This window comes from Desulfosoma profundi (assembly GCF_055387865.1).
The window spans coordinates 2204235-2224110 of the sequence record NZ_AP042420.1 but is presented as its reverse complement, the minus strand read 5'-3'; the positions used below and the strand labels follow the sequence as shown (position 1 = coordinate 2224110).

Below are 19876 nucleotides of genomic sequence, written 5' to 3'. Positions count from 1 at the left end.
TGTCCAATTTCCTTCTAATAGACTTTCAGTCTTCCGTGCCGTTTGCCCAGAACCTCCAACGTGTCGTTGATAATCACAAAGGCCTGGGGGTCCCGCTGGAAAACCGCCTCTTTCAGTTTAGGCAGTTCCGTTAGGGTGGTGACGGTAAGGATTACATCTCGATCTTCGCCGGAATACCCCCCGGAGCCTTTCAGGAACGTGACGCCCCGTCGGATGCCGTGCAGGATGAAATCGGCAACCTCCTGGGCTTTCGATGTGATGATCAAGACCATTTTCCGACGATTGAAGCCGACCATAACGGCATCGACGACGCGCCCGCTTGCGTAGACATAGACAATGGAGAAAAGAGCTTTTTCAAGGCCGAAAAAGTAGCCGCCTACGCCGAGCACGACCACATTGGCCGCCGTATACGTCATTCCGACGCGAATTCCCCAGCGCGTGTTCAGGTACACCGCCAAAATGTCGAGCCCTCCGGCGGACCCCAGGGACCGGAGGACGATCCCACCCCCCAGCCCGCACCACACCCCGGCGAGCAGCGCGGCGAGCAGAGGATCGCTCAGGGTGACAGCCGGGACTTTCACCCAGGAAGCCGCCAAAGAAAAAAACACCATGCCGAAAAGAGTGTATCCCATGAAACGGCGGCTGATGGAAAACCAGCCCAAAAGCATCAAGGGAATGTTGATGGCCAGGTACGCATGCCCCACGTCGACGGCAGGATACAGGTAGTGCATGATGACCGCCACTCCGACGACGCCGCCACTCAGCAGTTTCTGAGGAATGAGCACTGCGTTCATCCCCAGGACGTAGATCAGGCTTCCGATGACAATTAAACCCAGATTGACGCCGACAGACCGCCAGTCCCGAGCCGTTGGTCGGCGCTTGTTGTCTTTCCGTAACTTCATCCTTAAGCTCCGTTGAATGCAAACCTTTTCCCGATAAGGCGTGGGCGTGAATCCGATTTTCCTTTGGGCCGTCCGCCTCCTCAGGCCCTCGTCCCCACGCCGGCCGTCCGTCGTCGCCGCATATACCACACCGGGCGTCTTCTTTGGGATGCCCAAGTCGATCCCCAAGAGAAACGCCTCTTCAAACAGGTCATGACAGACCCAAAGCAGAGCTCCCTGCGGGTCCTCACAGCGTCTTGCAGTAAATCACCTTGTGGTCGTCCGGACAGTAGAAATCGGGAAGGGAGGCGACAAAAGAATATCCGGCATGGAGGTAAAAACGGCGGGTCGGGGCATACAAATCCCGCGAAGATGTTTCGACATACACCCTATTGCCGCCGGCATTTTTTATGGCTGCCTCGGCAGCCTTAAGAAGAAGTCGGCCCACACCGCGTCCCTGCCATGCCGCATCCACGACGATCCAGTAAAGGTCGAACCGGCCGGCGGTTCCGAGAACGGGACCGTAACAGGTAAAGCCGACCACGACGCCTTCGTGTTCCGCAATGATGAACTCATAGCCGGACTCGGGCCCTCGGGTGAGGCCCTGCTGGGCAAGTTCTCTGGCAACGGCGATCTCTTCCTCATTGAAAAAGCCCGTTCGGGCCGTAATCCCCGCGATCGCTTCCACATCTGAGGGGCGCAGCCACGAACGCAACGTGACCGAACCATCTCCGTCGGAGCTTTTCAGAGGATGGACAGGCACATGGGCCAGGCCTTGCGCCGACGACCCCTGGGAAAAACCGCCCCGCCTTCCCAGAGCGTCCTCGAGAAGACGCTGCACCACCGTCTCCAATTCCAGACCGGCGCGTCGGGCTGCGGCCATAAATCCCGCATCGGGAGAAAGACACGGATTGGCATTAATCTCTAGAATCCAGGGTCGGCCTTCCGAGTCCACTCGGAAATCGACCCGCGCATATCCTCTGAGCCCGAAAAGATCCCAACACCGGCGCGCCAGATCGGACAGTCGATCTAAAACAGGCTGATCTTTCTCGCAAAAATCAAAAGATCGGACCGTATGGCTTTCGGCGAAGGAACCCTCCGCCCATTTGGCGTCATAGTCCACAATCCGATGCCGTTCCGGGCCGAAATCCACAAAGCACATTTCGGCCGCGGGAAGCACCTCGACACCGTCGGGACCGGCCAGCAAAGCGAGATTGAATTCCCGTCCGTCGATAAAACGTTCCACAAAAAAACCGCCGGGCCCGAACCGGCTTCTCGCCCGAGCGACGGCACGTTCCACGTCTTGGGATCGATGCAGGGCCACGACAGCCTCTTGGTCGATTCCCACGGAAGCGTCTTCCCATATGGGTTTGACGATGCCGAAAGCCCAGTCCGATAACATCGCCGCAGTTTCGTCGCCCACCCGTCCCTCGACCCACCGTGACCGGGAACCCCGGCGCCTCGCCGCGGAACGCCGGGATTCTGCACCAGGGGACCTCACCAGGAGAAAGCGCCCCCCCCGATCCGGCACATGCCGGCGTCCGCGCATTGTCGGCTCAACCCTTTCGAAGGCCCGCCCTCTCGCCGATCTCATGCGGGCGTTTTCTATTGCTTTCGGCAACACCAAGCCACGCCACGGCCCGGGTGCCCCATCCGGCACAAACCACTCCGGCGTTGGAAGACCCCGGACGGCAAGCCATCTCTTGGTCAGGACTTTGTGGGAGGTCAAAAAAAGGGCCTCCGGAGGGCATCCTGTATACGGGATCCCGTCCAGTTCCAGAATCTCGGGCACCATGTGGATCAGACGCCCGGTTCCCTCCACGGTTTCCACAAGATTCACCACCACCGCCGGACGTAGGTGTCGAAGCGCACGGCGCACGGCCCCGAAATCCGATCCGAAAGGCAGATTGACCACTTCCCAGCCGAGGCGCGTGAGGGCTCCTCCCAGGAAGTCAGCCTGCACCAAAACGTCCAGCTCATCGGGGGGAGCATCCGGCGCCACGTGGGAATGAAGCACCACGGCCCGCATTAGAGGTTTCCTTCCCTCGCCTCTTTGAGGTCCACAGGCGTGCGGCTCCACCAAGGTTCCTCCGCGGCGGCCGTCCGCCGCACTCTCTCGGAAGCCTCATCCAGAATGGCCGCGATGAGTTCCCGGTAGGACATCCCGATCAGCGTGCACAAAATCGGCAGATCCGAATGCTCAGGGTGGAGCCCCGCCAAGGGATTCGCTTCGAGGAAATGGGGACGTCCCGCGCCGTCAGAACGGAGATCAATCCGTCCGGCGTCCCGGCATCCCAGGACTTTCCAGGACTCCACGGCGACCCGAACCGCCTCTTGCGCTTCTTCGTCATCGACCAGCCGGTAAATGACCCGCTCTTCACACCATTCCTTATTGGTGTAGGAATAGACCTCAGCCTCCGCGTTCTCCCTAAGGAGGACCTCCATGACCCCGAGGGCTCGTGTGGACTTCCCCGTCCCCAAAAGACCGACGGTGAATTCCCGGCCGGGCAGAAACGTTTCCAAGAGCACAGGCTGCCGGAACGTCTTCAGGAGCCGTTCGCACACGGCGCTCAACTGCTTCATGGACACAACCTTAGAAGCCGCGGTGATCCCCTTTCCCGTCCCTTCCCTCACCGGCTTGGCAAACACGGGCCACGGCAGCGCCACGTGTTGGACATCTTCCACGTCACCCACGACGGCGAATGGCGCCGTAGGCAATCCGGCGTCGCGCACCAGGCGTTTCGCCACCGATTTGTCCAATGTGACACACAGTGCCACCGGATCGGAAAACGTGTAAGGAATCCCGTAGGCATCCAAAACAGCCGGCACTTGAGCCTCCCGGCCCGACCCCAACAACCCCTCGGCGATGTTGAACACCAGATCCCATCGCTCTCCCGACACTAAACGGCGCACCAGATCCTTAAGGCGTCCGATGCGGTCCGTTTCATGACCCAAGGCGCGGATTTCCGCTTCCAAAGCCTCGATGGTATCGGCGCGGTCGAACTCGGCCGTCTCTTCTTCCGAATACCCTTCCGCCAGGTAGACATCCCGGAGGTCATACGTCAGCCCGATTTTCATGGCCTCCATCCTTCAAAACGCCTCATGAACCAGCCGGCACGGCCCCGGGGGTGATTGGAAAGCCTTCGGATAACGGAAAAGACGATGTTCATAATTGCGAAGGATCAGATCGTCTCCATCCACCCCCTGCACGTAATCCGGCAAGAGTGGGATTTTCCCGCCTCCACCGGGAGCGTCCACCACGTAGGAGGGCACCGCATAGCCGGAGGTGTGGCCGCGCAAACCTTCCATGATTTCCAGGCCGCGATGGATCGTCGTCCGGAAATGTGCCGAGCCCGAGATGGGATCACACTGGTAAAGGTAGTAAGGGCGCACGCGAAGCCGCAGGAGCCCTTGAAACAGGGTCTTCATCGTCATGACGTCGTCGTTGATGCCTTTCAAGAGGACCGTTTGACTGCCCAGAGGAATGCCCGCATCCGCCAATCGGGCGCACGCTGTTGTCGTCTCAGGGGTCAGTTCGTCCGGGTGCGTAAAATGCAAACTCATCCACAAGGGATGATACCGACGCAGCAGGCGGACCAAATCCCGAGTCACCCGCTGCGGTAATACGGCCGGCACCTTGGTGCCGATCCGGATAATTTCCACATGCCGAATCGCCCGAAGCCGATCGAGAAGCCAGCCCAGAGCTTCGTCAGCCAAGGTGAGCGGGTCGCCGCCGGAAATGAGGACATCGCGGACGGTGGGTGTCGCTTTGATGTAGGCGATCGCCTTTTCCCACTGACGCCGGCCGGCATGGCCGCCTCCACCGTGTCGGCCCACCACCCGGGATCGAGTGCAATACCGGCAATAGGTGGAGCAAAAACCCGTGACCAAGAACAGCACACGGTCCGGGTAGCGGTGCACCAGTCCCGGCACCGGAGAGTTCCGATCCTCACCGAGAGGATCGTCGGACTCTTCGGGGCCGCGGAGCCATTCATCCGGCAGCGGCACGACGGAGCGTCGCAAGGGCTGGTCAGGATTGGTCGGGTCCAAAAGGCTTGCATAATAAGGCGTCACGGCCACAGGAAAACCCGCCGTGGTGTTCTGCAGTGCCGCGGATTCCTTGACCGTCAGATCCAGAATGCGGTTCAGTCCGTTGAGCGACCGGAATCGATGCTGCACTTGCCAGCGCCAATCGTTCCAAAGCGCGGGGCTGATGCTGGGGAAATGTTTTTTTCTGAAATCTTTTGATCGGTTCCCTATTGGCATTGTGGCGGATCTTCGGGAGGGACGACGCGGGACCCGCCGCGATGAGGCTGTAGAATCCTCCGGATCGGCACCCGGAGGTTCGCTTGGAGGCTCCTCCGCCTCAGACGACTCTTCACAAAAAGAAGAGGTCTCCTGCTGCCATTGTCGATCGGTATTGTCCATTTGGTACCCTTTCTGTCGTTTCCACGTTCAATTCATAAGTCATACATTCCGCAAAGACGGTTCCGTCGCACGGACCATTTACCCGAAAAGCCGAGGAAGAAAAACAATTTTTTAAGGCTCAGGCATGGGCTTCAGCCCAATTTTTTCCCCAACCCATGTCCACCACCAGAGGGATCCGCAGGTCGAGCACCCGCTCCATTCGATCTTTGACCAACTCTTGCATCTGAGGCAACTCCGCCGTGGGTACCTCGAACACCAGTTCATCATGGACCTGGAGCAGCATGGCGCTTGCCAGTCCCTGAGATCGGATTTCCCGGTCGATTTCAATCATGGCCTTTTTGATCAAATCCGCCGCTGAGCCTTGAATCGTGGTGTTGACGGCAAGCCGCTCCCCTTGTTGGCGCACCGTACGGTTGCGGCTCTGGAGCTGGGGATGAACCGGCGTCTGCCCAGAAGGGTTTCCGCATAGCCCCGCTGTTCGGCCTCTGAAACCACCTGCTGAATCCACCGCTTGACCCCTTGATATTTTTCGAAATAGCGATCGATGGCCGCCTTGGCGCTGGTTTGACTGATCTTCAGCTGCTTTGCCAATCCATAAGGTCCCATGCCGTAGATGATCCCGAAGTTGATGGTTTTGGCATGGCGCCGCATCTCCGCGCTGACCTCCTGCGGCATCACTCCAAACATCTCGGCCGCCGTCCTTCGGTGGATGTCGTCGCCGGCCTCAAAAGCGGAAAGGAGCCGTTCATCGCCGCTGTAGTGAGCGAAGATGCGCAGCTCGATCTGGGAATAGTCCGCCGCAAGGAGCACATGGCCCTCATCGGCCACGAACGCTTCACGGATGCGGCGGCCTTCTTCGGTCCGGACAGGGATGTTTTGTAAGTTGGGTTCAGAACTGCTGAGCCGTCCGGTGGCCGTCACGGTTTGGTTGTAGCTCGTATGGATCCGCCCCGTTTGCGGGTGGACCAAAAGCGGGAGGGCGTCCACATAGGTGTTTTTCAATTTGGCCAGACTCCGGTAGGCGACGATGTGTTCGACAATGGGATGATGCGCCGCCAATTCTTCCAGAACGGTAATGTCTGTCGAAGGCCCCGTTTTCGTTTTCTTGATTATCGGGAGTTGGAGTTTGCCGAAGAGGATATCGCGCAGTTGCACCGGGGATTGGATATTGAAGGGGGTGCCGGCCATCTGGTAGATGGTTTGCTCCTCCTGAAGCATCCTTTCCTCAAAGATCTTGGAAAGCTCCTGAAGCTTTTGCGTATCGACACGGACACCTCTGAGTTCCATGCGCGCCAGCACGTCGATGAGAGGCCGCTCGAGGGTCTCCATCAATGTGGAGAGTCCCGATTCGTCCAATTTCTTCCGTAAGACGGGCACGAGCCGAAAGGTCGTTTCCGCATCGCTGCAGGCATAAGCGGCGGCTTCGGGAATGGGCACCTGGGAAAAGGGGATCTCTTTGGCCCCGGATCCTGTCACGTCCCGATAGGCCGATTTGGGTTCCCCAAGGTGTTCGGCCACGATGCGTTCGAGGCGATGAGACGGATTGCCCGGATCCAAGAGGTAACTGGCCACCATGGTATCGAAATCGATCCCGCGCAGTTCCACGCCGTGTCGTTTCAGGACGACCCATTCGTATTTGATGTTCTGCCCGACCTTTTTGGGTGTGTCCGCTTCCAGGCATTCCCGAAGCCCGTCCAGGACGACGGACAGAGGCAGTTGGGCTTCCTGTTCCGGGCCCGCATGACCCACCGGAATGTAGGCCGCCTCGTGCACGCGCCAGCTCAGGGCCACTCCCACAATATCGGCCCGCATGGCGTCCTGGGACGTGGTTTCCAAATCAATGGACAACAGGGGCACATGCCGGAGCTCTTCAAGGATTTTTCGAAAGTTCTCCTCGTCCCTGACGATCCGGTCATGGCGAGCCGCCGGACGAGGTCCGGCGACGGGCGCTTCCGAAGGAAGATCTTTGGCCAATTCGGCCAAGAAACGACGCAGACCCAACCGTTCGTAGAGTTCTCCGAGCGCCGCCGTCTGTGGGGGGCGCCTGCGCCATTCCGACACCGCCGCACCGACCGGAGCGTCGTCACGCAGGCTCACCAAATCCCTGGAAAGCCGCGCGAGATCTTTGGCCGCCTCGACTTTCTTGCGCACGGAAGCATTGGGGATGTCTTCCACCCTCCTTAGGAGTTCATCCAGAGTTCCAAAATGTCGCAACAGTTCTTCCGCCGTCTTTTTCCCCACTCCGGCCACTCCGGGCACATTGTCCGAACTGTCTCCCATGAGGGCCAAAAGGTCCCGAACCTGCTCGGGGCGCACCCCCAGCCGGCGGACCACTTCCTGTGCCGTAAACCACTCGTCTTTCTGAGGATCCCACTGGAGGACACGGGGCTCGTCCACAAGCTGATGAAGGTCTTTATCCCCGGAGACAATGACCACAGGATGCCCCGCTTCTTTGGCGAGCTTGACCAGCGTGGCGATGACGTCGTCAGCTTCATATCCGGACACCTCCAAAGAAGGGATCCCTAAAAGATTCACCATCTCCTTGATGATCGGCACCTGCACCACCAGCTCCTCCGGCATGCGGTCCCGTGTGGCCTTGTAAGCGGGATACATCTCGTGGCGGAAGGTGGGACCGGGCGGATCATAGACGACGCAGACCAGTTCCGGCTGCTTTTCCCGCAGAACCTTGTGCAGCATCTGATGAAAGCCGAAAACCGCCTGGGTGGGCGTGCCGTCCGGTGCCGTGAGCCGCCGGCCCATGGCGTAAAAAGCCCGGTACATGTAGGAACTCGCATCGATGAGGTAAAGGGGCGGCTTTGCTTCGCTCATTTCTTACAGCTCCTCAGGGGGTCGCCGGACCAACGGAGGCGGCAGATACTCCAGATTCACGTGACTCATGGCATGAAAAATGTTCCCCCGAATCTTCCGGTTGGACCGGTAAAGGCGAAACAGGAACTCCCGGATTTCCGTCCTTACGTTTCTTCCGGCCGAAGGGCACGGGTTTTCCACAACGGGCAACCCGAGATGCCGGACCATGCGAGCCACCTTTTCCGTATCGATTAAGGCCAAGGGGCGGATGACCACCAGCGTGCCGCCGAAAAAACTCTGGCGCGGCACAATGCCGGCGGTCTGGGATCCGTAGAGGATGTTGATCAAGAAGGTTTCAATAAAATCGTCTTGATTGTGCGCCAAGGCCACTTTGGTGCAGCCCAGGGTTTGCGCTTCCCGGAAAATGGCGGCTCGGCGCCTTCGGGCGCACAAAAAACACGGGTTTTCCCGATTCTGGGGGCCGTGGGCCTGGAGCCCGTAATCCGTCCGGATTATGCGATACGAAAAACCTTCCGCTCGGAAAAAGTCTTCCAATGGGTCGGCCGTGCTCGGCTCGAACCCCAAATCCACATGGACAGCCACCAGCTCATAAGAAACGGGAACGCGCCGCAGACGATCGCGCAGCAGCCACAACAGGAGCAGGCTGTCTTTGCCACCGGAGACGGCCACGGCGATGCGATCTCCAGGTTCGATCAGGCCGTAGCCATGGATGGCTTTGCCCATCAACTTGCGCACTTTCTGGTCGATGTAGGCCACCTTTATGCCGCCTGGTCGACTCCTTGGCCTTGAACATTGAGGTACGCCACGGCGCTCTTGATTCCCCCCAAGGTGAGGTCTTCCATGTGGAAGATCCGGCCGATCCGGCCGATGGTGGGACTGTTCCACCCCCAATGGTCCCGAGGAATGGGGTTGAGCCACACGCTTACCGGGAACGCTTCACGCAGTTCCCGAAGCCAGACGAAACCGGGCTTGCGGATGGCCGTGGCCGGATCGATGGACCCGTATGAGGCCATGAGCTCGGCAGGGGCCATGTTGGCATCGCCGATGATGATGAGCCGTGTCTTTCTGCCGGCGGCAAGGAGCTTGTCCCACGGGACCGATCGGCGTCGCTGGGGATCGGCGTAGACGGTGCCGTAGATACAGTTGTGGAAATAATAGAACCGCACGTCCCGGAAGCTGTCGCGGATTTTGTTGAACACGGTCCTCACCAAATCCACATATGGAAGCATGGAAGAGCCGCCGTTGTCCACCAAAACGACGAGTTCCACCCGGTTGCGCAGTTCCCTTTGGAAAACCAATTCGATCTCCCCCCCGTTTTTCGCCGTTCGGAAAATGGTGGCGTCCACGTCCAATTCGTTTTCGGGACCTACGGGACGCAGGCTTTTCAGCGTGGAAAGAATCTGGCGAAGGTTTTCACTCCGCAAGGGGGTGTCGTCGCTGTAATGGATATAGCGCCGGGCCCCGATGACCTTCTGGGCTGTGCCGTGGACACTCTCCCCATAGACCCGGATCCCTCCCCCATGTCGGCCGCTGTGTCCGAACGGGGATCGGCCGCCGGTGCCGACCCAGGTGTTGCCTCCGTGGTGTTCACCCTCCTGGGCCAAGATGGTGCGCCAAAACCGCTCCATAAGGGCCTCGTTGTCAAATTCCCTGAGGGCTTCCGGAGGCAGCCGTCCACTTTCCACCTCACGGCGAAGCCATTCCTCGAAAGGTTTCCCCCCAAGAAGAGCTTCCCAGTCTTCCGGCTCCACCGAGGGATCCCCGAGAAAGGTCTGTCGAAAAACCTGTTCAAAGGCGTCGTAGTGCTCCACCTTTTTGACGAAAACAAGCCGGGCGAAAAGAAAAAGTCGATCCAGATCCCGGGCGATGCCGCAGCGCAGCCCTCGGTAGAATTCCAAAATGTAATGGACGCTCACGGGAATGCCCGCCCGAATCAGCCCGTAGATGAAGTCAATCATGGTTTCCCCTTATGCGGGTCCGCAAAGCCCCGACATGTCTCGTGACAGGACGGGCCGTCTTTTTTCAAAAGATCCCGTCTCAAAAACGCACGCTTTTTCGAATGCCTTTAAATTTCAATATATCTTGGGTTCTCTTGAGCAACGTCCCCACATGGGCCACTTCTTTCCCTGCACCAGGTCCCCGAACGCCGCTGGAGCGCATGGCGCCGATCCAGTCCAGAAGTTCGGCCGTTGCAGGAGGCTTTTCAAACCCTTCTTCCCGAAGACGATAGAACGTCTCCAAAGACGCACGCAAAAAGGCGTCAGGGATATCCGGATAGTGCAGCCGAACGATTTTCACCATCTCCTCCGGACCCGGAAAGGGAATGTAATGGCAGAAACAGCGACGCAGAAAGGGGTCCGAAAGTTCGCGCTTGGCGTTACTCGTAATGATGATGATCGGACGCCGTTTCGCTTGGATCTTGTGATTGATCTCCCGAATGATGAACGCACCATCCTCCAGCACGTCCAGAAGATTGTCCTGGGTGTCGGAATCCGTCTTGTCAATTTCATCCAAAAGGAGCACGCGGCGGTCGTCGCACGTGAAAGCCCGTCCGATCGGCCCGAAGCGGATATAATCCCAGATGTTGTTGACGTCCCGGCCCGTGTCGGCTGTCCCGAAGCGCGAATCGTTCAAGCGCAGCACGGTGTCATAGACGTAGCAGAGTTCTTCCCCCTTGAAGGTGGACTTGCACCGGGCTTCTTCCATGCGCAGGCCCAGTGCCCGAGAGATTTCAAAGGCAAGCTGAGTCTTACCCGTCCCGGCCTCGCCGGTAAGCAGCAGGGGCTTTTCCATGGCGATGGCGATGTTGACGATCTCACGCAGTTCAGGATTGAGGTAGTAGCGGTCGGTGCCTTCAAAGCGTTTGGAACCGGAATCCATGACCACGGTGCACCTCCTCTGAGGGCGATGTCCTCTTCCGCCCCGATGTGGAATTTCGGCCGATCGCATCCATCATAGAGCATTTCGGGACGGTCTTGAAGCCTGGAACGGCGGGAAAGCTTCACCTCAAGACTCCATTCCAAGAAAGCCTTTCAGCTGTCGGCACCCTGTGGTATAGGCCGATAAGGGATTGCCTCGATAACGGGACACGTTCAGAGGTAACGAAAAGCGGCAATGCAGCGCCGAACCCGCCGCGTTCGCAGGCGCATAGGGGAGGAGGTCCCAGACGTGAAACGGAGCGCCATGGCAACCCTCAGTGTTTGGGCCGGACGACCGGCGCCGTCTTTTCGGATGAGCCTCTTTCTCGCCTGTGCCCTGACTTTTGGATTTTACACCGCCTCCTACATGCGCATCCCCGTGGTGCCGCTTTTCGCCAAAAGCCTCGGAGCCGATACACCCACGGTGGGCTGGATCAACTCCGTCTTTTTCTTGACCGCCGGCTGTCTCTCTTTACCCGTCGGTCTCTTATCGGACCGATGGGGTCGGAAGCGTTTGGCCCTCGGGGGCGTTTTCATTGTCAGCCTCACCTCCTTCGCTCTGGCCTGGGCGACGGTGCCCGCGCACGTGATGGGCATCTACTTTTTCTTCGGGATCGGACTTTCGGCCTACGGCCCGACCATGATGAGCTACGTCGCGGACATTTCACCCTTGACGCACCTCGGGCGGTCCTACGGCTGGTACACGACCTCGCTTTATGTGGGCATGAGCGTCGGGCCCGCCATCGGGGCGTGGATCGCCGAGCGGTTTGGGTATCAAGATGTGTTCGTCGCTGCGGGCATCCTGACGGTCGGACTGCTTCTCGTGTTGGCTTTTTTTCTGCCGTCGCCGCCCTCCGTGGGTCAAGCCGAAGACAAACCGCCGCTTCGCCGGATGGGACGGCAGGTCCTGCGTTCCCGCCCGTTGTGGGGCTGTTGGCTCATCACCTTGGGGCTGTGTTTCGGGTTGGGAATGTTTGTCACCTTCATCCCGCTCCATGCCCGACAGAGCGGGATTCCTGTCGCGTCCATCGGGCTGATTTTTATGGTCCAAGGCGTCTCCAACGCCGTTTTCCGCATTCCTTTCGGCCATTGGAGCGACCGGACCTCGGACCGGAGACGCCTGGTGGCCTTGGGCTCGCTGGCGACCGCAGGAGCCTTGGTGGGGTTTGGCACAGCTCACGGATTGTGGCATTTTCTCCTGTGGGCCGGGGTCTTGGGCGCCGGATTGGCACTGGCCTTCACCTCCATCGGCGCGCTCATCGCCGCCGTGGCTGAGCCGCGCTCCCGTGGGCTCGCCATGGGTGGTTACAACACGTCCATATATATCGGCATCATGGCGGCATCAGCAGCCATGGGCACCGTGATCACCCACAAAGGCTATGATTTCGCTTTTGCCATGGCGGCCGGATTTACTGCGCTTTGCCTGATACTCTTTGCCGCCTTCCTGCAGTCCCGATAAGATCGCCACGGCTGATCCCGTATCCCCCGGACCGGGAAAAACGCTCTTGACACTCGGGCGCCCCTGGGCTACTAAAGAGCGCCGTTTGTCAGTGCGACCATGCGCCCGTAGCTCAGCTGGATAGAGCGTCGGACTTCGAATCCGCAGGCCGCAGGTTCGAATCCTGCCGGGCGTACCAGACATGATCGTGGGCCGTTAGCTCAATGGGTAGAGCAGCTGACTCTTAATCAGGAGGTTCGGGGTTCGAGTCCCTGACGGCCCACCATGAAAACCAAGGGGTTGGGTTGCAAGACCTGACCCCTTTTTTTAGGTCGCATTGAGGCTGCAAATCGGCGCTGTTTGGTTTGGAGGGAAGGATTTCAAGGGAGGCGGCGCCCACCAGAGCAATCGGCTTGAAGTCGGCTGCTTCATGAGGCGCTGCAAATCCAAGCGACAGCGCGCCCTTTTCAGTAAACGAACGCGCCGTGCTCGTGCTCGGACGCAACTCCCGGAGTATCTTTGGGGACGAAGAAAAAGCAACAATGATCTGATGCGCGCCGGGCGGTTCGTCGGCACCCTTAAGAGCACCGGCCGCAACCTCGAACGCCCCTTCCGCCACGGCTTCCCGCCGAGGTGGACAGCGGGATTCTGTTCCGCCCGGGCGTCAAGGCCGCCCGACACGGTGCTATGGATATCGGAAAGCACAAGGCGCCGTCCATCCCTGCCGCGGGAGCCTCACCGCCGTCATCGCTCGGCGGACCGACCTATGAACCGTCTTTGGGCTCTGGGGTACCAGCCGTTGGAACTGCGCCGGCAAGTCCGCCGCAAGGTCGTCCTCTACGCTTCCGATCCCGCATAACTCGAGGCCGTGCCAGCCCGGCGAAAGGGCCGCACTCATATCGCCGTCCCGTCCAAGCGCCGGGCGCTGCTCCGCGGCGATGACCCAGCCGCATGGTTGGTGGAGCGGTTGGAGTCGGTCGCCCGAGAGAGAAAGGGGGAGGGTTGATTGCGGGTTTCCGATCGGGGATTGCGCTTTTTTTCGGGAGCGGGCGGTTTTTGCGGAAGCCGCGGCCACGGTGAGGATTTCGTCGGGTTCGGGTTTCGGCTCGATCGGGCGCTTTTCTTCCATCAACCCGGTTTCCACAATCAGTTCCATCCAGTAGATGGACTCAGGGCATTCCTCCTCGACGACGGCCGTCTCGGCGGTAAAATCGGCGGGACACTTGGCACGGCAGGCGGCCCGATAATTCGGATCGACCGGGGAGCCTCAGCGCAGCAACGGGTTTCCGAACCCCTTCCCGTTTTGCTTTTAAGCCGGCGCTTCAACCAGCAACATCACCCCGACCGCAAAAGCTTCGGGTCTGCTGCCGAGACCGCATATCCCGGGCTCGGGCCGCTTCCGTCCCGCATGCGGCGTTCCTGAAATCCGGCACGACCAACCTCTAGATTTCCTTTGCGTTTCTGTATGTATACTGATAATAATATCAACAAGTCGCTTAATAAGAGACCGTGGTTTGTCATTCAGATAAGAGATCCAATGAATGGACACAGAAGGTCGAAGACTCCCGGGATCGGCGAAAAAGACACCGCGTCGGTTTCCTTGAAACGAGGAGACCGGGCCGCGCAGCCGGGCTTCAGCTATGCGACCGTCAACCGATGCCGAAAGGGTCTGTCCGATCCTTCCAAGCCCGCAAAGGCCCGACTGGAAACCTTCTGTAGGAAGATGACCGGTCAGGACGAGTCAATGCTTCAGCAGGGTGGTGGACAGAGATGACGAATGAGCTCGAAAAGCAGAAACCGCCGCCGGCTTTTCTTGTTTTGCGCCTCCGTGCCGTTGTGCTTGCCCTCGGAGAGTCGGTCTCTCCCGCGTGGTGGAAAACCGGATTCATGAATGAAACCGGGCTGAGGTTCTTGGAGCGTCTCTATCCGAGGACGGTCTTTCACGCAGCGGTCCACGCCGCAGGGAAGGCCGCACGCGATGTTCACGACCGTGCCGTCGGACGCGTGGGTGTGTACCACCTCTTCAGACTGCCTGAATCTCTGGAAATAGAACTCCATCGAATGCCTCCGGCCCAAGCCGAAGATTTCTTCCGGACATTGCGCAACGCCCTGGGGCGGCCTGACGAGCTGATGAAACTGCTGGCCCCTATGGGCGACGGCGAGAGAGCGGACGCCGCTCCGGGAGCACGAAAAATCGGCACCGACAAGGACATGATGACGACGGCGGGCATCAGGAAAACCGCCGCTTTTTACCATACGGCGTTTGCGCGGAATGAACCCGGTTTCCCCTATTTCACCGCCGAAAGGGACGGAGGCCGTGGATGACCGAAACCATGGACAAAGAAGTCCAGAGGAAATACTCGACCGCGATCAGCAAGGGCGCCGGTATGATCGAAGAGATGCGTCGTCTCCTCGAACACTGGCGTCCTGATGAACCGCTCGATGACTTCACGCGCAGGGTCCAGACGGAAGGGCTGCTCGGCAACTCGACAGCCTACAGAACCCGAGACGTCGTGCGAAGAGTGTTTGCTCCGCGGTTCTTGAGACCGAGGGACAAACCCGCACGGATTCTGCAACGGGTGCTTGCATCAGGCCTGCCGAGGCGTGCTTTCACCGAACTCCTGTTCGTATTTGCGGCACGTCAGGACCCCCTGGTCTACGACTTCGCGATACGTGAATACTGGCCCGCCGTCCGAAAGGGGAGACACGTCATGGACACGGGCCCGATGCTCTCTTTTCTGTCTGAAGCACATCACGACGGCCGTTTGGACAAACAGTGGTCGGAGAAGGTGTCGGTGCGCATCGCCCGCTGCGTTCTCGGTCTCCTGCGGGATGTCGGATTCCTCCGCGAAGTCGTCCGGGGCCGCGGGGAGATCGTCGATTACCGCATGTCGGATGAAGGGCCGCGATCTTGGCCAAGGAACTTAATGAAGCGGGCGTGACGGACTCCTCCCTTTACAACCATCCCGACTGGGGGCTGTTCGGAATGACGCCGTCCGAGGTGGTGGAGCGTCTGGACGGAATCGGGGAACACCGAGGAATGATCGTGCAGCGCGCCGGCTCGGTCGTACATTACACCTGGTTCGTTAAATCCATCGAGGAGCTGATCGATGTACTCGCTCGACAACGCACTCAACGAACTGCTCGATAAAATCCGGGACCCCGACGCGCTCAATCCGGCTAAAAGCGCACCGGTCTTTTATTTCCGTTACCCGCCCGAAATGATGCTCACCGTCAAGAAACACCTTCCCCGTTTGACAGCGAGAATCAAACAGGAGGCCGGCCGTGATGTGCGCCGCGTTTCTCTTGCCGACGTGATCTGGGACATTGTGGATAAGTCGGGAAGATGGGATGACTGGCTCGATCTGGAAAGCGGCGCCGACATCGACGAAATCAACGAGGCGGTTCGTGATGTTCTGCGCCAGGGAAACATGCTGATCAACCGCGTCACTGAGTCGATTACATCCGCACCGGAGGGAACGATCGTCTTCGTGACGGAAGCCGAACTTCTGCACCCCTTTCTGCGAACGCGCGTCATCGAGGAGCATCTGCATAACAAAGCGACCGTCTGTACGATCATATTTTACCCCGGTGAACGAAGCGGCCAATTCGGGTTGAAGTTCCTCGGGTTCTACAAAGAAGACAGCGGATACCGCTCCACGATTATCGGAGGACTTTAACGGTGACGAAAATCCACGAATATTTCAGGCGCGACATCAACAGGACCATTGAGAAAGTCATCGACTATTACGCGCAGGAGGAGGACCGCCTGGCCCGAGAAGTCGCCGAATACGAGGTTACGGACAACATCGAGTCCTGTTTCCGCAAGTTCCTTGACTTCTTCGGCGAAGGCGTCCGGGGCGGTCAGGTGACCGGGGTCGGCATCTGGGTGTCCGGCTTTTACGGCAGCGGCAAGAGCTCGTTCACCAAATACCTCGGGGCGGCCCTCGACCCGACGTGCACGGTCGGCGGCAAACCCTTCCTCGACCTTCTGTGCGACCGATTCCCCCGCAACGAGATCCCGGCCGCCCTGCGCACCATCGCCAAGAAACACCCGACGGCGGTGGTGTTGCTTGATCTCGGCGCCGAGCAGCTCGCCGAAAGCGCGGCCGCCCCGGTTTCCAACGTGCTCTATTGGAAGGTGCTGCAGTGGGCGGGTTTTTCGAAGGAAAAGAAGACCGCTCAGCTCGAGTTCACGCTCGACCGCCGTGGAAAATACGACGAGTTCAAGGACAAATACCGACGTCGGTACAACGGCGAATGGGAGGACATCCACAACGATCCCTTGATCGGCGTGGCCCGCGCGGCGGAAATCGTGCCGGAGGTTCTGCCGGATGATTTCCCCACGCCGGAAAGCTTCCGCGGCCTGCGGTTCGAGCACGCCCGGGACGTCCGGGACCTGGCCCATGAGATCATCGACATCTGCAGGCGAAAGACCGGATACGAAAACATTCTGTTCCTGGTGGACGAGGCCGGTCAGTACGTGGCCCCCCGGGGCGAGTTGATCCTCAACCTCGACGGCTTGGCGCGCAACCTCAAAGAACTCGGCAAAGGCAAAGTCTGGATCGCCGCCACCGGCCAACAGACCTTGAGCGAAATCGTCGAAAAGGCCGCGCACAACTCCGCCGAGCTCAACAAGCTGCGGGACCGTTTCCCGATATCCATCCATCTCGACGCGAGCGACATCCGTGAGATCACACACCGGCGTCTGCTTGACAAATCCGAAGAAGGACGGAAGAAACTGGAAGCCCTGTTCAAGGAGCACGGAGAGTCTTTGATCAGCCACACCCGGCTGTCAGGTACGGCCCTGTTCAAGGGTGACCCCGACCTCGGAACGTTCACGCGCCTCTATCCGTTCCTGCCGCAGCACTTCGACCTTCTCCTGGAGCTGATCCGGACCCTCGCCCGTTCCACCGGCGGCATCGGCCTGCGGTCGGCGATCCGCGTCCTTCAGGATGTGCTGGTGGACAAGAGCCGCGTCCTCGGCGCCGACGCCGTCAAGCTCGCCGACCGTGAGATCGGCGCGCTCGCCTGTGTGGACGATTTCTACGACACGCTCCGCGCGGACATCGCCAAGGTCCTGCCCCACGTCATCGGCGGCGTGGAGAAGACAGCCAAGATCTTCGGGGCGGCTTCCTTCGAAACCCGGGTGGCCAAGGCGGTCGCCGCCCTTCAACCCGTGGAGACTTTCCCCCGCACCGCGGAGAATCTCGCGGCGCTGCTTTATCGAGAAATCGGGTCCCCCGGGCTGCTCGACCAGGTGCGGGAGGCTCTCCGGAAAATCGCATCCGAAAAGGAATGCGGCCTCATCGAGGACCCGCAGGCGGGCGGCTGGGTCTTTCTGAGCGACGCCGTCAAGCCGATCCGCGACAAGCGCAACAGCTATGCGCCGACCTCCGGAGAAGCCATGAGGGCGAGGATCGACATCCTCAAAGAGGGTACGGCCGACCATTCATTATTCCGGGCGCAGCCCGCCGTGAGGCTGGAAAACATCAAGGAAGTCAAGGCGGCGGTTAAACTCGGCCGGACGCCGGTCGTGGGCGGCGCCGAAGATGTCGAGCTGCGTTTGGAATTCGTCGATCCGGCCCTCTGGGACGGCAGGCTGAAGGAATTCCTGATCTCCACCAATACGCAGGTGGAGCTGAAGAACACCGTGGTCCTCCTGGTGAAAAACGACGACACCGTGGAGGAACTCCTTGCCGAAATCGTGCGCTCGGAAAAAATCCTCGGCGACGTCGACGAGCGGACCGCGGATCACGTGGTGGCCCAGTATCTGCGCGCCGAACGCCGGGCGGCCGAGCGCTGCCGTGAGCGGACGGCCGCCGCCATGGAAAAGGCGATGCTCGAAGGCGTCTTCATCTTCCGCGGCAACCTGAGACCGGTCCGCGAGGCCGGGGAGACGCTGGAGGCCGCCGTGCGCGCCGTTCTCTCCGACGCCGTCAAGGAGGTCTTTCCTCATTTTCATCTGGCCCCGATCCGGCCTTCCATGGACGCGGCGGCCAAGTTCCTCGGCATCGAGCGTATGGACCGCATCACCAGGGAACTCGATCCTCTCGGCCTTGTGGTCAAGGGCAAGGGGGCTCCTCGGGTGGACACCGCCGCCCCGGTGCTCGCGGAGGTCCTCAGGGTGTTCCGTACCAAGACCGCCGACTCCGGTTCCGGAAGGCTGCAAGGTTCCTATCTTCAGGATTTGTTTTCCGCGCCGCCTTACGGATGGACCAAAGACACCGTGCGTTACTTGTTCGCGGCGCTGCTGCGCGCCGGGGAGATCGAGTTCCACGTCCCGGGTGCGGGAGGACCTGGTGCGCACCGCGGGACCCCAGGCGGTGGAAGCGGTCAAAAGCACGGTCTCCTTCAACAGGATCGGTGTGTCGCCCCGCGACGCCAAGCTGCCCCCCGACGCCTTGGACAGGGCCGCCCGGCGTCTGGAAACGCTCTTCGGCGACGAAGTACTGCCGCTGGAAGACCACATCAGCCGATCCGTCCGGCGGCACGTACCCGATCTTTTGGAAAAACTCGGCGCTTTGCCCGACCGTCTGCGTCTGCTGAGCCTTCCCGGCGAGAGCCGCTGCCGGCGCCTGCTGGCCGAGGCGGCCGATCTGCTGAAGGGCGACGCCGGCGGAGCGGCTTCGGTCCTCGGCGGTGTGGAATGTGCGCTGCCCGACGAGATCACCTGGGCCAAGGCCGTCTTCGACGCCCTTGAGTCCGGCGCGGAGACCGATGTGCGCACCGCCCGGTCGGTGCTGGATTTCTCGGCCGACCTCGAACGGCTCTTCCCCGGGGTCGTGAACGACCTCCTCAGCGCCGAGGACAGGACCGCCTTGGAGGAGGTGCTGGCGGACGAAAGGTTCTTCGAGCGGCTGCCCGAACTGCGTGGCGTGATCAGATCCATCACGGACTGCACGGAAAAGAGATACAAAGCCGACCGCCCCGCGTATGAAGAGGACCTCAAGAAAGCCCTGACCCTTCTCGAAACGGAACCAGACTGGGCGAAGCTGCTTGAGGAGGACCGCGGGGAGATCGCGGGACGATTGAACTTGCAATGGGCGGAAGGCGGCGGGCAGGATGAAGAACCTGCGGAGATTATTCGAAGATATCGCGATCTCTTGATCGCACGGCGGACCCTGCCGGCTTTGATCGAAGAGCTGAAGGGGGAAATCAAACGGAGACGGCCGGCCGAAAGTGATGCGCGGGAAGACGCCGGGGAGGTGAGAGAGCCGCAGGCGGATATGGTGGTTGAAGCCGATGCGGTGCTGGAACCCGCCTTGATCGCTACGCCGGCCGATTTGGATTCTTGGCTGGCGCGCGTTCGGGAGAAGCTGATCCGACTGCTCGACAAGGGGAAAAAGATCAAAATTTCCGGTTTCCGCAAGGAGCCCTAA

14 protein-coding genes, 2 tRNA genes and 1 pseudogene are annotated in these 19876 nt (G+C 60.0%); 9 read left to right on the top strand and 8 right to left on the bottom strand.

Annotated features, from left to right (window positions below):
- Positions 1-14: 14 nt before the first annotated feature.
- The 8 genes and pseudogenes from ACZ5K9_RS09615 to ACZ5K9_RS09580 all read right to left on the bottom strand — a co-directional run bounded on the left by ACZ5K9_RS09615 (position 15) and on the right by ACZ5K9_RS09580 (position 11018).
- Positions 15-902 (bottom strand): YitT family protein, encoded by an 888-nt coding sequence (locus tag ACZ5K9_RS09615; RefSeq protein WP_464271119.1) that lies wholly within the window; start codon positions 900-902, stop codon positions 15-17.
- Positions 903-1128: 226 nt separating this feature from the next.
- Positions 1129-2910, bottom strand: coding sequence for a GNAT family N-acetyltransferase (locus ACZ5K9_RS09610; protein ID WP_464271118.1), 1782 nt, complete (start codon positions 2908-2910; stop codon positions 1129-1131).
- Positions 2910-3959, bottom strand: a complete 1050-nt coding sequence (locus ACZ5K9_RS09605) for a D-alanine--D-alanine ligase family protein (RefSeq protein ID WP_464271117.1) — start codon at positions 3957-3959, stop codon at positions 2910-2912. Before ACZ5K9_RS09605 ends, ACZ5K9_RS09610 begins: the two co-directional genes overlap by 1 nt.
- A 12-nt stretch (positions 3960-3971) precedes the next feature.
- Complete coding sequence (locus ACZ5K9_RS09600; protein ID WP_464271116.1) at positions 3972-5309, bottom strand: KamA family radical SAM protein; 1338 nt, start codon at positions 5307-5309, stop codon at positions 3972-3974.
- 118 nt (positions 5310-5427) lie between these two features.
- Positions 5428-8069: pseudogene (gene polA, locus ACZ5K9_RS09595) on the bottom strand (DNA polymerase I).
- Positions 8070-8141: 72 nt separating this feature from the next.
- Positions 8142-8894 (bottom strand): tRNA lysidine(34) synthetase, encoded by a 753-nt coding sequence (locus ACZ5K9_RS09590; protein ID WP_464271115.1) that lies wholly within the window; start codon positions 8892-8894, stop codon positions 8142-8144.
- 2 nt (positions 8895-8896) lie between these two features.
- Positions 8897-10096 carry a hypothetical protein gene (locus tag ACZ5K9_RS09585; protein WP_464271114.1) on the bottom strand — a complete coding sequence of 400 codons (1200 nt, stop codon included), beginning with the start codon at positions 10094-10096 and terminating at the stop codon, positions 8897-8899.
- A gap of 79 nt (positions 10097-10175) precedes the next feature.
- Complete coding sequence (locus ACZ5K9_RS09580) at positions 10176-11018, bottom strand: AAA family ATPase (RefSeq protein ID WP_464273953.1); 843 nt, start codon at positions 11016-11018, stop codon at positions 10176-10178.
- 288 nt (positions 11019-11306) lie between these two features.
- Between ACZ5K9_RS09580 and ACZ5K9_RS09575 the strand changes: the two genes are divergently transcribed.
- From ACZ5K9_RS09575 to ACZ5K9_RS09535, 9 genes are all read left to right on the top strand, one after another.
- Positions 11307-12515 (top strand): MFS transporter, encoded by a 1209-nt coding sequence (locus tag ACZ5K9_RS09575; RefSeq protein ID WP_464271113.1) that lies wholly within the window; start codon positions 11307-11309, stop codon positions 12513-12515.
- 101 nt (positions 12516-12616) lie between these two features.
- Positions 12617-12693: transfer RNA gene (locus ACZ5K9_RS09570), tRNA-Arg, on the top strand.
- A gap of 11 nt (positions 12694-12704) precedes the next feature.
- Positions 12705-12780 (top strand) — tRNA-Lys (locus ACZ5K9_RS09565).
- Between the two features lie 1484 nt (positions 12781-14264).
- A complete protein-coding gene (locus tag ACZ5K9_RS09560; RefSeq protein ID WP_464271112.1) occupies positions 14265-14819 on the top strand; it encodes a BrxE family protein in 555 nt (184 codons plus the stop codon).
- Positions 14816-15436: a BrxA family protein gene (locus tag ACZ5K9_RS09555; protein ID WP_464271111.1), complete on the top strand. Its 621-nt coding sequence runs from the start codon at positions 14816-14818 to the stop codon at positions 15434-15436. Before ACZ5K9_RS09560 ends, ACZ5K9_RS09555 begins: the two co-directional genes overlap by 4 nt.
- Positions 15406-15645, top strand: a complete 240-nt coding sequence (locus ACZ5K9_RS09550) for a hypothetical protein (RefSeq protein ID WP_464271110.1) — start codon at positions 15406-15408, stop codon at positions 15643-15645. The genes ACZ5K9_RS09555 and ACZ5K9_RS09550 overlap by 31 nt, the downstream gene beginning before the upstream one ends.
- The gene (locus ACZ5K9_RS09545; protein WP_464271109.1) at positions 15605-16174 is read left to right on the top strand and encodes a BREX protein BrxB domain-containing protein; all 570 of its coding nucleotides are present in this window, start codon (positions 15605-15607) and stop codon (positions 16172-16174) included. Before ACZ5K9_RS09550 ends, ACZ5K9_RS09545 begins: the two co-directional genes overlap by 41 nt.
- Positions 16175-16176: 2 nt before the next feature.
- The gene (gene brxC, locus ACZ5K9_RS09540; RefSeq protein WP_464271108.1) at positions 16177-19197 is read left to right on the top strand and encodes a BREX system P-loop protein BrxC; all 3021 of its coding nucleotides are present in this window, start codon (positions 16177-16179) and stop codon (positions 19195-19197) included.
- Positions 19139-19876, top strand: a complete 738-nt coding sequence (locus ACZ5K9_RS09535; RefSeq protein WP_464271107.1) for a hypothetical protein — start codon at positions 19139-19141, stop codon at positions 19874-19876. The genes brxC and ACZ5K9_RS09535 overlap by 59 nt, the downstream gene beginning before the upstream one ends.

Coding starts and splice junctions, on each gene's coding strand:
- ACZ5K9_RS09615 (WP_464271119.1), bottom strand. CDS start 902: ATGAAGTTACGGAAAGACAACAAGCGCCGACCAACGGCTCGGGACTGG.
- ACZ5K9_RS09610 (WP_464271118.1), bottom strand. CDS start 2,910: ATGCGGGCCGTGGTGCTTCATTCCCACGTGGCGCCGGATGCTCCCCCC.
- ACZ5K9_RS09605 (WP_464271117.1), bottom strand. CDS start 3,959: ATGAAAATCGGGCTGACGTATGACCTCCGGGATGTCTACCTGGCGGAA.
- ACZ5K9_RS09600 (WP_464271116.1), bottom strand. CDS start 5,309: ATGGACAATACCGATCGACAATGGCAGCAGGAGACCTCTTCTTTTTGT.
- ACZ5K9_RS09585 (WP_464271114.1), bottom strand. CDS start 10,096: ATGATTGACTTCATCTACGGGCTGATTCGGGCGGGCATTCCCGTGAGC.
- ACZ5K9_RS09580 (WP_464273953.1), bottom strand. CDS start 11,018: ATGGATTCCGGTTCCAAACGCTTTGAAGGCACCGACCGCTACTACCTC.
- ACZ5K9_RS09560 (WP_464271112.1), top strand. CDS start 14,265: ATGACGAATGAGCTCGAAAAGCAGAAACCGCCGCCGGCTTTTCTTGTT.
- ACZ5K9_RS09555 (WP_464271111.1), top strand. CDS start 14,816: ATGACCGAAACCATGGACAAAGAAGTCCAGAGGAAATACTCGACCGCG.
- ACZ5K9_RS09545 (WP_464271109.1), top strand. CDS start 15,605: ATGTACTCGCTCGACAACGCACTCAACGAACTGCTCGATAAAATCCGG.